Origin of the sequence: uncultured Lamprocystis sp., assembly GCF_903933125.1 — a bacterium.
Classification (GTDB): domain Bacteria; phylum Pseudomonadota; class Gammaproteobacteria; order Chromatiales; family Chromatiaceae; genus Thiodictyon.
Window position 1 is genome coordinate 1 of sequence record NZ_CAIZIZ010000319.1, and the last position, 12,825, is coordinate 12,825.

Genomic DNA, 12,825 nt, shown 5'->3' on the forward strand with positions numbered 1-12,825 from the left:
CACCGATTCGGACGCAGGTGCGACTGAAGTCGCACCTACATTGACCGGTATCCAAATTGTCGGAAATCACCTAAGTTAGATTGTGGAGCAACAAAAAGCCTTTTTGTTGACTCATGCCCTTATCCTAGGGGCTAAGTCCGACAGGCTGCTAGGGGCGGATTTCAAACCCGCCCCTACACCAAGGGTCAGTCCGGATATCAGATCGGAAGGCTACAATCAATGCGGATTGCGCCGAGAACCGTGAAGGCAGTGTGACCACCGGCACGGTTTAGCCGACGGTGCATGACCTACCTTAGGAGCAAGGTTATGATTATCCCCCCTCTCCGTTGCCGGCTCCCCGCTGGTACCGGTTTTTTTGCGCCGGCAGGACCGCGACCGGCCAGGTGCATGGGGTGGATCGGTACGAACAGCGTGTCGTCTCCGCGGACGATCCACCAGGCACTCCGATGCCCAGAAAACTCAGCTATTTTGTCCTTATCTTCCTGCCCTCGGCCCTGCTCATTGGTCTTGGCGCCTGGTATCTCCGACAAACGGACGATGACGTGGCTATGGTCCGCCTCCAGGCGACGCAAGAACTGGCCGTAGGACTGGGTGCCAATGCACTGACCCGCCACCTGGATACGGTCCATCGCGACCTGCGCTATATCGCGAGCCAAGAGGCCCTGCGCGTCCTGCTCAACGAAGGCAGCCCCGCCGCGTTGGGCTACCTGACCCGCGACCTGATCGCCTTCTCGGATGCCGCCCGATTTTATGACCAGATACGTTGGATCGATCAAACGGGTCTGGAGCGGGTGCGCGTCGATCGCGTCGCCGGAGCGGCCGTTGCGATCCCCACGGAGCGCCTGCAAAACAAGGGTTCACGCTATTTCTTCACCGACACCATGGCACTGAATCCCGGCCAGGTATTCGTGTCGCCCCTGGACCTCAACATCGAGGGCAACGCCATTGAGGTGCCCTACAAACCCATGCTCAGGTTCGCCACCCCGGTGGTCGACGCGGCGGGCCAGCGGCGCGGCATCGTGATCCTGAACTACCTGGGACGAACCATGCTTGACGAATTCGCCGACGCCGCGGGCAGCTTGAGCGATGACATCACCCTGTTGAATGGTGAGGGCTACTGGCTCAAAGGCAGCGACCCGGCCGATGAATGGGGCTTCATGTTCAAACAGTCGCTGACCCTGGGGAACCGCTACCCGGAGGTCTGGGCACGGCTGGGCACGGCCGACCGGGGCCAACTGCAAACCAGTTCCGGCCTGTGGACCTGGCGGACTCTCAATCCCCTGAAATCCGGCGAAGTATCCAGCACCGGGACGGCGGAGACGGCCGGCCCCAGTCAGGGACGGGTACATCAAGACAACTATTTATGGAAGGCCATCTCGCGGGTACACCCGCAGCAGCTGACCGCCCTCGGTACCGAGACGGCCACCCGTTACGGCATCATTGCCGGCATCCTGATCGGCCTCTTGGCGGCGGTCAGTTGGCTGTTCGCCACATCCCTTGCCGAGCGCGCCAAGGCCCGTGAGCTGCTGGAGCGACTTGCAACTACCGACGGTCTCACCGGGCTGGGCAATCACCGCTTCTTCATGGATCAACTGAAACAACATTGGCAAGTCTTTCAGCGACATCCCGCGCCGCCGGTGGGTATCCTGATAATGGATCTCGATCACTTCAAGGGCGTCAACGACGGCCATGGCCATGCCGTTGGCGACATGGTCCTGCAGCATGTCAGCCGCATCCTGCGCGCGTCCCTGCGCCAGACCGATACCGCCGGCCGCATTGGCGGGGAGGAATTCTGCGTCCTGCTGCGTGGTAGCGACCTGGACGGCGTCCGCGTCTTTGCTGAACGGTTCCGCCACCAACTCGAGACCGCGCCCGTGATCGTGGGGGACTTGCAACTCACCGTCACGGCGAGTTGCGGCGGTTCGACCTTTCTGAGCACCGACACTATCCCCGCCGCGGCGATGCAGCGGGCGGATGCCGCGCTGTACCGCGCCAAGGCCGCCGGCCGCAACCGTGTGGAGCTTGCCGAAGTCTCTGTCTGACGTGGGGCCGTCACGGCGCCTGATCTTTGGACCCCGCACCGAGGGAAGATGAAAGGCCCCCGTGGGAGCGGCGTCCCGCCGCGATGCGGTGCCGCGGTGACCTTGAACGCCGCGGTGACCGCGCGCGCGGCCCCGTCGCGGCGGGACACCGCTCCCACCGGGTCGCTGCACGACTTTCACGGCAAAGCCTCGACCTCCGGTCATCTTGCGGCCCGAACGATGATCAAGGCCCGCAGGGGCCTTGATCACGGTTCCGGCCACGCGGCCTCGCAGGGTGGACAAGCGCAGCGGAGAAACCGGGGGCAGACCCTGAGATATCCCAACAAAATATCGTTCTCAATCAGTTGGACGTAGATGCCGCCAATTGCTGGCAGCGCCCCTGAGCCCAAGTACCCACTAACTCGCTGGTTTTTTTTGCTCAGGTTCACCGGGGTACCTCAGAACCTGACCCCGTTTCCTCTGGAAGGAGGAAAAAGGAAAGACCTGACCCTGAAGTACTCCGCATAGGTGGGGCGCAGCTTGCGGTAGCTCTCGCCCTCCTTGATCTGCGCGCTGTAGAGATCGGCCCAACCGTAGAGGATGCGCGCCGGCAGATCACGATGATTGAGGATCTGGACCTCGACCTGATACAACTGCCCGGATGGACCGGGGCAGCTCCGCGCCGAGGATGGCGTTGAGGAAATGGATCAGCAGATCCCGATTGGACTCTGCCCCCAGCAGGGCCTTGAAGTTGGCAAGCAATCTGGCGGCGGGATTTTGTGAGGTGTCGATGCCCGAGTCGTCGGTGAGGAAGTATCCGCGGGCGCCGTTTGAACTCAAGTGGTGGTATGTTTTCCCGTCGGTCGACCGGTCGGTGGATCCGATCACCGCACAGCGGACCCTACAGGTCACGGTGTTACCGTAGGGTCCGCTGTGCGGCCCGTCCGCGGCCGGCCGGAACGATGATTAAGGCCGGAAGTGGAGACCTGCCACCCCAAGTCTTGACGGTTGCCTGTGGGAGCGGCGGCCCGCCGCGGTGCGGTGCGGCGGACACCTTTAACACCGCGGGTACACGCCCGGCCCGTCGCGGCGGGACGCCGCTCCCGCAGGGTCGCTGCGCGACCTTTACCGGAGGCGATCGGACTTCGCGCCCGATCGCCCTCTCCCCTCATGATCGGCGCCCCCAAGGGCGCCGATTCTCAGAGCATCTTACGCAGTTCATACTCCAAAATACCCTCGGCCCCGGCGGCACGCAGCCGCGGGATCAGGGTGCGTACCGCCTCGACATCGACGATGGTTTCCACCGCCAGCCACTCGGGGTCATAAAGGTGGCTGACGGTCGGGGCGTGCAGGCTCGGCAACAGGGCGACGATTTCGTCGATCAGGGCCGCGCGGATATTGAGTTTGAGGGCAACCTTGTGACGCGCGGCTAAAGCCGCCTGGAGCATCAGTGCGATCTGGTCGATCTTGGCCCGCTTGACCGGGTCGTCCAGGGCGCGCGGGTTGGCGATCAGGCGGGTCTCGGTGTAGAGCAGGTCCTCGACGATGCGCAACCCGTGGGCGCGAATGGTGCTGCCGGTCTCGGTGATCTCCACCGCGGCATCGACCAGGCCCTCTACCACCTTGGCCTCGGTCGCCCCCCAACTGAACTCGACGCTGGCATCCACCCCGCGCTCGTCCAGATAGCGCCGGGTGAAGCCGACCAACTCGGTGGCCACCTTGCAGCCCTTCAGGTCCGCCACCGTCCGGACCGGCGAGTCCTCCCGCACCAGGAGCACCCAGCGGCTGCGCTGATTTGATGCCTTGGAATAGGTTAAAGTGCAGACCTGCGACACCTCGGCCTGGGTCTCCATGATCCAGTCAAGCCCCGTGAGCCCGAGATCCAGGGTGCCGTTGGCCACGTAAGGGGCCATCTCCTGGGCACGCACCAGGGCGCAGGCCAATTCCGGGTCATCCACGTCCGGGTAGTAGTTGCGCGAACGCGGGGCAATGGTCCAACCCGCTTGTTTGAAGAGTGCAATGGTGGCTTCTTCAAGGCTGCCCTTGGGGATGCCGAGTTTCAGTTTGGTCATCTGCGTACCTTGCTGCGATGCTGATCGAAACCGGGATTATGAACCCTGCGGATGACGGTCGGCACCGCCGATCGTCCTGGCCGCGACCCGCCGCGGTTCGTTCATCTGACGAACGCAAGGATTCGATTGTCAAGTCTGCGATCTGGGTTCCTCCAGCCGGCAGCGGCAGGATCTACACTGATCATCAGGCCACCACCGAGACAACCATGATCGCCCGACACCAGACGGCCGGCTTTACTCTGATCGAACTGATGATCACCGTGGCGATCATCGGCATCCTGGCTGCGCTGGCGATTCCCGCATACGGGGTGTTCACTGTCCGCGCGCGAGTCTCGGAAGGCATCGTCTTCGCGACACGCTACAAGACTGAATTGGCGGACTATATCACCGCCAACAGGGCGCTTCCCCCGGCCGACTTTGAGTACCTCGAAAACGGGAATGGCATGGTCACCAGGATCAACTGGTCCAAGCAGCGCGGTGCGATCGAGGTCTGGTTCGGAGCCCAGGCCGGGGCCGAACTCGACGGTACCATTCTATGGTTGGTGCCGACCATCGCTGTCAGTTCGGTTCAGTGGACCTGTCGCGGTCACTCCGGCGACGGAAATATCGATTGGCGCATCGATCCCATCTATTTGCCGAGCAGTTGCCGGTAAGGAACCGTTCACCAATAAGTGAATCAAGTCCAATAGGTAACGCCCTTGGGCGCCGCCGTCGTTGTCGTTGTCGTTGCCGTTGTCGTAATCGAGCTGATGATCCCCGCGAGGATGCGCTGGTCCCGTGCCGGGCGAGTCGTTAAAACCCCCGGCGGCTTTGTAAGCCCAGGCTGTGCCGAGAGTCGAAGCGGACAGACAGCGGCTGCTCACACCAAACTCTAATCGCTTATCCGATTACGATTACGACAACGACAACGACAACGACAACGACAACGACAACGACAACGACAACGACAACGACAACGTGTATATCAAATATACTTGACTCCGAGAATCTCCAGTTCCCGCTTGCCGCCGGGGGCATCCACCAGCGCGACATCCCCTTCGCTCTTGCCGATCAGGGCGCGGGCGATGGGTGAGCTGATGGAAATCATGCCCAGCTTCAGGTCAGCCTCGTCGTCGCCGACGATTTGAAAGGTCAGCTCCTCGTCTTTCTCCACCTCGAGGACTTCGACCGTCGCACCGAACACCACCCGCCCGTTGGCCGGCAGCTTGGTCACGTCGATGACCTGAGCGTTCGAGAGCTTGCCATCAAGGTCCTTGATGCGGCCTTCGATGAAGCTCTGCTGCTCGCGTGCCGCATGATATTCAGCGTTTTCCTTGAGATCGCCGTGGGCGCGTGCCTCAGAGATCGCGGCGATGACCCGCGGACGCTCGATCCGCTTGAGCCGCTCCAGTTCATCACGCAACTTCTCAGCGCCTCTGGCAGTGAGAGGGACTTTACTCATTGATGGAATCCTCGTTTTACGTCGCCAGCCTGTATCAGCCGGCCAATGCGTCCCATTGCGGGTAGACCAACACTTCAGTGAAGATTTTGTAGCCGATTGACACTCAGGATGTCCAGTTGTTTCAACGCGAGGCACGCCGCCTCGGCCCCGGCGATGGTGGTCGTATAGCTGACCTTGTGCTGGAGCGCGGCACGGCGGATCTCGGCCGAATCCACGATCGCCTGGGCACCCTCGGTGGTGTTGACGATGAAGGTCACTTCGCTGTTCTTGATCATGTCGACGACGTGCGGCCGGCCTTCCATCACCTTGTTGACGATCACGCAGGGCAGCCCGGCCGCCTGAACCGACTTGGCCGTGCCGCTGGTGCCGTAGAGCGTGAATCCCAGAGCCAGCAGGTCACGGGCGACCCGGATCAGGCGCGCCCGGTCCGCGGCGCGGACACTGAGCATCGCCTTGCCTTTGACCGGCAATAAGGTGCCGGCACCTTCCTGGGCCTTCGCGTAGGCCTCGCCAAAGCTCTCGCCCACCCCCATCACCTCGCCGGTGGATTTCATCTCGGGGCCGAGCACGGTGTCGACACCGGGGAACTTGATGAAGGGGAAGACCGCTTCCTTGACGAAATAATGCTTGGGTCGAACTTCCCGGGTGTGCCCTTGCTGCGCCAGTGACTGACCCACCATGCAGCGCGCCGCGACCTTGGCCAGCGCCACCCCGATGGCCTTGGAAACGAAGGGCACGGTACGCGAGGCGCGTGGATTGACCTCCAGGATGTAGATGTCATCGCCCTTGATCGCGAACTGGGCGTTCATCAGCCCGACCACGTTCAGACCATGCGCCATCTGGGCCATCTGCACGCGCATCCGGTCCTGGGTCGCCTGGGACAGGGTGTAGGGCGGCAGCGAGCACGCGGAGTCGCCGGAGTGCACGCCGGCCTGTTCGATATGCTCCATGATGCCGCCGATCAGCACGTCTTTGCCATCACAGATGGCATCGACATCAACCTCGATGGCGTCGTCGAGGAAGCGGTCCAAGAGCACCGGAGAATCGTTGGAGACCCGCACCGCACGATGCATGTAGCGGGTGAGTTCCGCCTCGTCATAGACGATTTCCATCGCCCGTCCGCCGAGCACATAGGAAGGACGCACCACCAGCGGATAACCGATGGCCGCGGCCAGGGTCACCGCCTCGGTTTCACTGCGCGCGGTGGTATTGGGCGGCTGCATGAGCCCGAGCTGATGGATCAACTGCTGGAACCGCTCCCGATCCTCGGCCCGGTCGATGGCATCCGGCGTCGTGCCGATGATCGGCACGCCGTTGGCCTCCAGGGCGCGCGCGAGCTTCAATGGGGTCTGACCGCCGTACTGGACGATAACCCCCAGCGGCCGTTCCTTGTCCACGATCTCGAGCACATCCTCCAGGGTCAGCGGCTCGAAATAGAGCCGGTCGGAGGTGTCGTAGTCGGTCGAGACGGTCTCCGGATTGCAGTTGACCATGATCGTTTCATAGCCATCCTCGCGCAGGGCCAGGGCGGCATGGACACAGCAGTAGTCGAACTCGATGCCCTGCCCGATCCGATTCGGACCACCGCCCAGCACCATGATTTTCTTGCGGTCGGTCGGGGCCGCCTCGCACTCCTCCTCATAGGTGGAATACATATAGGCGGTGCTGGAGGCGAACTCGGCGGCACAGGTATCCACCCGCTTGTAGACCGGACGCACGCCCAAGGTTCGGCGCAGGTCGCGGATCTCGCCCTCGGTCACCCCCGTCAAGCGGGCGAGGCGCCGGTCGGAGAAACCCTGACGTTTGAGTGAGCGCAGCCGCGCGGCGTCCAGTCCCGCGCGACCGTCTTCCAGCAGCCGTGCCTCGGTGGCCACCAAATCCTGGACCTGGGCCAGGAACCAGGGATCGATCTGCGACAGGGCCTGGATCTCGGTGCACGCCATCCCGGCCCGAAACGCATCCGCCAGATAGAAAATCCGCTCGGCCCCGGCCTGGCGCAGTTCGTGCCGGATCGTCTTATGAGCATCGGGGTGTTTGAGATCGACGATCTCATCGAGCCCGTAACGGTCGGTCTCCAACCCGCGCAGCGCTTTTTGCAGGGACTCCTGGAAGGTGCGGCCAATGGCCATGACCTCCCCCACCGACTTCATCTGCGTGGTCAGGCGCGCGTTGGCCTGTGGGAATTTCTCGAAGGCGAACCGCGGGATCTTGGTGACCACATAATCGATGGCGGGCTCGAACGAGGCCGGGGTCGACCCGCCGGTGATGTCGTTGCGCAGCTCGTCGAGCGTATAGCCCACCGCCAGCTTGGCCGCCACCTTGGCGATCGGAAAACCGGTCGCCTTGGACGCCAATGCCGAGGACCGGGAGACCCGCGGATTCATCTCAATGATGATCATGCGTCCATCCGCCGGATTGATGGCGAACTGGACATTGGAACCGCCCGTATCGACCCCGATCTCGCGCAATACCGCGAGCGAGGCGTCGCGCATGACCTGGTATTCCTTATCGGTCAGGGTCTGCGCCGGCGCCACCGTGATGGAATCGCCGGTGTGGATGCCCATCGGATCGAAGTTCTCAATCGAGCAGACGATGATGCAGTTATCCGCATGGTCGCGGACCACCTCCATCTCGTACTCCTTCCAACCCAGGGCCGATTCCTCGATCAGCAACTCATGGGTGGGTGAGAGATCCAGACCGCGCCGGCAGATCTCCTCGAATTCCTCGGTGTTATAGGCGATGCCGCCGCCGCTGCCGCCCATGGTGAAGGAGGGCCGGATGATACAGGGGAAGCCGATCGGAGCCTGCACCTGCATCGCCTCCTCAATGCTATGGGCGATCACCGAGCGGGGCATATCCAACCCGATCTTCCGCATCGCCTTGCGGAACAGGTCGCGGTCCTCGGCCTTATCGATCGCCTCTCGCGAAGCGCCGATCAGTTCCACCCCGAACCGCTCCAGCACCCCGCGGCGTACCAGATCCAAGGCGCAATTGAGCGCCGTCTGACCACCCATAGTAGGCAGCAGGGCGTCCGGGCGCTCTTGCTCGATAATGGCGGCGACCGCCCGCCAGGTGACCGGCTCGATATAGGTGGCGTCGGCCATCTCCGGATCGGTCATGATGGTCGCCGGGTTGGAGTTCACCAGGATGACCCGATAGCCCTCCTCGCGCAGCGCCTTACAGGCCTGCGCCCCCGAGTAATCGAACTCGCAGGCCTGGCCGATGACGATCGGACCGGCGCCGATGATCAGGATGCTGTGGATGTCGGTACGCTTTGGCATGGAATAAAGAAATCTTGCCGCAAATAAAGGCGAATGAATCAGATCGGCTTTCTTTCTTTCATCAGCGCGATGAAGTGATCGAAAATCGGCGCCACGTCGTGGGGACCCGGGCTGGCCTCCGGATGACCCTGGAAGCTGAAAGCCGGATACTCACGGTGGTGGATGCCCTGCAGCGAGCCGTCGAACAACGAGCGGTGGGTCGCCTCCAGACAGGCCGGCAGGCTCGTCTCGTCCACCGCGAAACCGTGGTTCTGGCTGGAGATCATGACCCGACCGGTCTTCAGATCCTGCACCGGGTGGTTGGCCCCGTGATGGCCGAACTTCATCTTGACGGTCCGCGCCCCGCTCGCCAGACCCAGCAACTGATGTCCGAGACAGATGCCGAAGACCGGGATACGGGTTTCCAGGAGCACGCGAATCGCGGTGATTGCGTAGTCGCAGGGCTCGGGGTCGCCCGGGCCGTTGGATAGAAAGACTCCGTCGGGCTCTTGGGCCAGCACCGCGGACGCCGGAGTCCGGGCCGGCACCACCGTCACCCGACACCCGCGCGCCGCCAGCATCCGCAGGATGTTGCGCTTGATGCCGTAGTCGTAAGCAACAACGTGAAAGGGCTGTTCACCCGCGACTTCTTGATGCCCGTGGACCAGCGACCAGACGCCTTGGGTCCAGACATAGACTTCCGCGGTGCTGGCGTCTTGCGCCAGATCCATGCCCTTGAGTCCAGGGAAGCCACGCGCCTCGCCCAGGGCCGCCGCTTCGTCGATGCCCTCGCCGGCCATCAGACAACCGCTCTGGGCGCCTTTTTCACGCAGGATGCGGGTCAGGCGGCGGGTATCGATACCGGCAATGCCGACCACGCCCTGCCGGGCCAGGTAGGCGTCCAGGCGCTCGGTCATGCGGAAATTGCTGGCCAGCAACGGCAAGTCGCGGATGATCAGCCCCGCCGCCTGGACCCGCCCGGACTCTTCGTCCTGCGGGTTGACGCCGACGTTGCCGATATGCGGATAGGTCAGCGTCACCAGTTGGCGCAGGTAAGAGGGGTCGGTCAGGATTTCCTGATAACCGCTCATGGCGGTATTGAAGACCACCTCACCGACGCTGGAACCGGCGGCACCGATCGAGGTTCCCCGGAAGACCGAACCGTCCTCCAGGACCAGAACTGCGGGCATATTCAAGGGTTTCTCCGAACCGGGAGACGGCATCGCCGGCAACACTTTAGGGCCGCGGGGGCCACCGGGACGTCAGCGGGCGCACGCGAGAAAGGTTTGGGTCAGACAGAGGACCGAACCGCCTGGGATTCTATAGATCCGACGCTGAACTGTCCACGCGCGCGCTCAGACGCAGACGATCAGAAATGATGGGTTGACGAAAATCCCCTGGGGTATGCATCGCGTACCCGCCAGGCCGAAGCGACTGCTGGGGTTGGGTACGCGATACGTACCTACGCCGCCAGTCAGGGCAGGCACGTCCGCATCATTTTGGATCGCGCCCGCTCAGACTTGTGGTCCACAGTGATGCGGTCGCAGACATGCGTAGGAACCTTGAAGCGGCTATCCACCGCAGGGCTCCCCGCCGTCACCGCCCCTGCCGCGCCCAGGCGACGATGCCGTGCGTGTCCATGGCACCCGCGGTACGCCGCACCTCGGCCCCACCCTTGAACAAGGCGAGCGTCGGAATACTCTTGATCCCCAATCGCGCGGCCAGCGCCTGCGCCTCCTCGGTGTTGACCTTGGCGAGCCGGAACGCCGGTTCGAGGGCCCGCGCCGCCGCCTCGAAGGCCGGCGCCATCGCGCGGCAGGGGCCGCACCAGGGAGCCCAGAAATCCACCAGCAGGGGGACATCGCTGCGGCTGAGATGGCGGGCAAACCCGGCCTCGTCGAGGGCGACCGGATGCCCCACAAAGAGCGGTTGATGACACTGACCGCACTTTGGGTCGGCCCCCAGGCGCGCTTGCGGCACCCGGTTGACCGCGTCGCAGGCCGGACAGATGACATGGAGACTCTCGGACATCGGAGTGACCTCACATTCAGCGATTTTCGAAAAACCTCGTTCCTCAATCAGAATGCTACAAGGAACGGTTCAGAAACAAGTGGCAAAAGGCGAGACCGGTGTCGGGTTACGCCGCGCTAACCCGACCTGCGGACGTGCCGGTTATTTTTGAACCGTGACGATGGGGTCTGTACGCCAGCGCACCGACCCGCCGGATGGTCCAGCCTATAAGAGAATGGTCTCGAACCTTTTTCTTCGACAGAGAGCACAATGATGAATCACAAGACCAACATCCTCGCCATTGGCATCGCGATCACCGCCATGAGCGCCGTCCTTGCCACGTCGGCGCAGGCTCAAGACGGCGTGGTCGGCGGCCCCTTGCCGTTCGCGAGCTACGATCAGGACGGCAGCGGCAGCGTGAGTGAGCAGGAGTTCGACAGGGTTTATGCGCAGCAGATCAGGGACCGTGCGGCGGCGGGCGCGCCCATGGGCGGGGTCGCCAATACGACGACATTCGCGACCTTCGACCGGAATGGTGATGGGCAGATCGCACCAGCCGAATTCGTGACTGTCCAACCGCCCGCGACCTCGGGTGGTCCAGGGACCATGGGGTCCGGTGTGCAAATGGGGCTCAGTGATGGCCGGGGGACCGGTATGGAAGGGACGCCGCCCAGCTTTGCCGATCTCGATGAAAACCACGACGGCAGCATCAGTCCGTCCGAATTCAATGACGCGCGAGCCAATCGTGCCGTAGAGAAGTCACAAGAAGGTCTGCCGCTCGGCAGCCTGCGCAATGCCCCACCCTTCGCTGCACTTGACCTCAACAGCGATCAACGGATCAGTTCGGAGGAATTCTACACCGTCCAGGCACAGCATTCGCAGCCGATGGCGCCGCAGCGCTGAGATCGGTGTCCATCCGCGACGAGTCTGACCCTGCCGCGGCTCGGCGGCTCGTCACCGAGTCCTCATCGGCCGCCTTGAGACGTCTCCGTCGCGGCGGACCCGTCGGCGCACGTGCTTGATTCCCGCCGTGATCGCGCCCACGTTGGCCCAAAATCGCCGATCACCACGCCTCGGAGTCACACGTCATGGCCGATTCACCTTACGTCGTCACCGTCACCGCCGCGAACTTCGAGTCGGTCGTCATCGACGGCTCCTACGACCGCCCGGTGCTGGTGGATTTCTGGGCCGACTGGTGCGCGCCCTGCCGCCAACTGATGCCGATGCTGGCCAAGCTGGCAGACGCCTACGCGGGCAAGTTCATCCTCGCCAAGGTCAACACCGAAGAGGAACAGGCCCTGGCCGCCCATTTCGGCATTCGCAGCCTGCCGACGGTTCAGTTGTTCATGTCCGGGCGACCGGTCGATCAATTCATGGGCGCCCTGCCGGAGTCCCAGGTGCGCGAATTCCTGGATCGGCACCTGCCCAAGCCAGCCGACGGACTCCTGGCCCAGGCCCAGGGCCTGATCGCTGCCGGCGATCTCAAACGCGCCGCCGCGGTTATTGAAGAAGCGAAGGCGAAAGAGCCCGACAACGCGCGGATCGCGGTGGCCGAAGTCCAACTCACCGCGGCCCGCGGCGACATCGCCGAGGCCGCTGCCCAGTTGGAGCGGCTGCCGCTCGAACTCGCCCAGGATCCGGAAGTGACCGCCCTGCGCGGCCAACTGCGCTTCGCCGAGGCGCTGATCGGCGCCCCGCCGCCCGCCGCCTTGCAGCAGCGGCTGGCGGCCGACCCCACCGACAGCGCGGCACGCTACCAACTGGCCGCTCACCGGGTGCTGGCCGGCGACTACGAAGCCGCCCTGGACGCGTTGCTCGCCTTGATGAAGCGTGACCGCCAATATGGAGACGACGCCGGCCGCAAGGGGATGATCGCCATCTTCGACCTGCTGGGCGGTCAGGGCGAACTGGTGACCCGCTACCGCGCCAAGATGATGACCGCGCTCTATTGAGAATTGCACCGTGAACCTGTGGGGGCGGGGCCTTGATCATTAATCCGGCCAGATCCAAGTCGGCACGCG

At 63.4% G+C, this 12,825-nt stretch carries 10 protein-coding genes; 4 read left to right on the forward strand and 6 right to left on the reverse strand.

Annotation, left to right across the window (positions count from 1 at the left end; genetic code table 11):
• The first annotated feature begins 446 nt into the window (after positions 1–446).
• Positions 447–2,042 (forward strand): sensor domain-containing diguanylate cyclase, encoded by a 1,596-nt coding sequence (locus tag QZY03_RS16355; protein ID WP_295582884.1) that lies wholly within the window; start codon positions 447–449, stop codon positions 2,040–2,042.
• A 437-nt stretch (positions 2,043–2,479) separates the two neighbouring features.
• Here the strand turns inward: QZY03_RS16355 and QZY03_RS16360 are convergent, their stop codons facing one another.
• Together QZY03_RS16360 and hisG are read right to left on the reverse strand one after the other, a co-directional pair.
• Entirely contained in the window at positions 2,480–2,674 is a 195-nt protein-coding gene (locus QZY03_RS16360) for a PD-(D/E)XK nuclease family transposase (protein ID WP_295582886.1), read from the reverse strand.
• Positions 2,675–3,220: 546 nt separating this feature from the next.
• Positions 3,221–4,093 carry an ATP phosphoribosyltransferase gene (hisG, locus tag QZY03_RS16365; protein WP_295582888.1) on the reverse strand — a complete coding sequence of 291 codons (873 nt, stop codon included), beginning with the start codon at positions 4,091–4,093 and terminating at the stop codon, positions 3,221–3,223.
• A gap of 206 nt (positions 4,094–4,299) precedes the next feature.
• Between hisG and QZY03_RS16375 the strand changes: the two genes are divergently transcribed.
• Entirely contained in the window at positions 4,300–4,746 is a 447-nt protein-coding gene (locus QZY03_RS16375) for a pilin (protein ID WP_363170107.1), read from the forward strand.
• A 311-nt stretch (positions 4,747–5,057) separates the two neighbouring features.
• Here the strand turns inward: QZY03_RS16375 and greA are convergent, their stop codons facing one another.
• The 4 genes from greA to trxC all read right to left on the reverse strand — a co-directional run bounded on the left by greA (position 5,058) and on the right by trxC (position 10,825).
• Positions 5,058–5,534: a transcription elongation factor GreA gene (gene greA, locus QZY03_RS16380; RefSeq protein ID WP_295582890.1), complete on the reverse strand. Its 477-nt coding sequence runs from the start codon at positions 5,532–5,534 to the stop codon at positions 5,058–5,060.
• Between the two features lie 74 nt (positions 5,535–5,608).
• Positions 5,609–8,815, reverse strand: coding sequence for a carbamoyl-phosphate synthase large subunit (gene carB / locus QZY03_RS16385; RefSeq protein ID WP_295582892.1), 3,207 nt, complete (start codon positions 8,813–8,815; stop codon positions 5,609–5,611).
• A 38-nt stretch (positions 8,816–8,853) separates the two neighbouring features.
• Positions 8,854–9,990: a glutamine-hydrolyzing carbamoyl-phosphate synthase small subunit gene (carA, locus tag QZY03_RS16390; RefSeq protein ID WP_295582894.1), complete on the reverse strand. Its 1,137-nt coding sequence runs from the start codon at positions 9,988–9,990 to the stop codon at positions 8,854–8,856.
• Between the two features lie 400 nt (positions 9,991–10,390).
• Complete coding sequence (gene trxC, locus QZY03_RS16395) at positions 10,391–10,825, reverse strand: thioredoxin TrxC (protein ID WP_295582896.1); 435 nt, start codon at positions 10,823–10,825, stop codon at positions 10,391–10,393.
• Positions 10,826–11,074: 249 nt separating this feature from the next.
• On the opposite strand from trxC, the gene QZY03_RS16400 reads away from it, so the two are divergent.
• Positions 11,075–11,707, forward strand: a complete 633-nt coding sequence (locus tag QZY03_RS16400) for an EF-hand domain-containing protein (protein WP_295582898.1) — start codon at positions 11,075–11,077, stop codon at positions 11,705–11,707.
• A gap of 185 nt (positions 11,708–11,892) precedes the next feature.
• Positions 11,893–12,756, forward strand: a complete 864-nt coding sequence (gene trxA, locus QZY03_RS16405; RefSeq protein WP_295582900.1) for a thioredoxin — start codon at positions 11,893–11,895, stop codon at positions 12,754–12,756.
• Positions 12,757–12,825 lie beyond the last annotated feature (69 nt).

What these genes read in the sequence shown, in the direction of transcription:
- QZY03_RS16375 (WP_363170107.1), top strand. Translation starts at nt 4,300, where the DNA reads ATGATCGCCCGACACCAGACGGCCGGCTTTACTCTGATCGAACTGATG.
- trxC (WP_295582896.1), bottom strand. Translation starts at nt 10,825, where the DNA reads ATGTCCGAGAGTCTCCATGTCATCTGTCCGGCCTGCGACGCGGTCAAC.
- QZY03_RS16355 (WP_295582884.1), top strand. Translation starts at nt 447, where the DNA reads ATGCCCAGAAAACTCAGCTATTTTGTCCTTATCTTCCTGCCCTCGGCC.
- hisG (WP_295582888.1), bottom strand. Translation starts at nt 4,093, where the DNA reads ATGACCAAACTGAAACTCGGCATCCCCAAGGGCAGCCTTGAAGAAGCC.
- QZY03_RS16400 (WP_295582898.1), top strand. Translation starts at nt 11,075, where the DNA reads ATGATGAATCACAAGACCAACATCCTCGCCATTGGCATCGCGATCACC.
- carB (WP_295582892.1), bottom strand. Translation starts at nt 8,815, where the DNA reads ATGCCAAAGCGTACCGACATCCACAGCATCCTGATCATCGGCGCCGGT.
- greA (WP_295582890.1), bottom strand. Translation starts at nt 5,534, where the DNA reads ATGAGTAAAGTCCCTCTCACTGCCAGAGGCGCTGAGAAGTTGCGTGAT.
- trxA (WP_295582900.1), top strand. Translation starts at nt 11,893, where the DNA reads ATGGCCGATTCACCTTACGTCGTCACCGTCACCGCCGCGAACTTCGAG.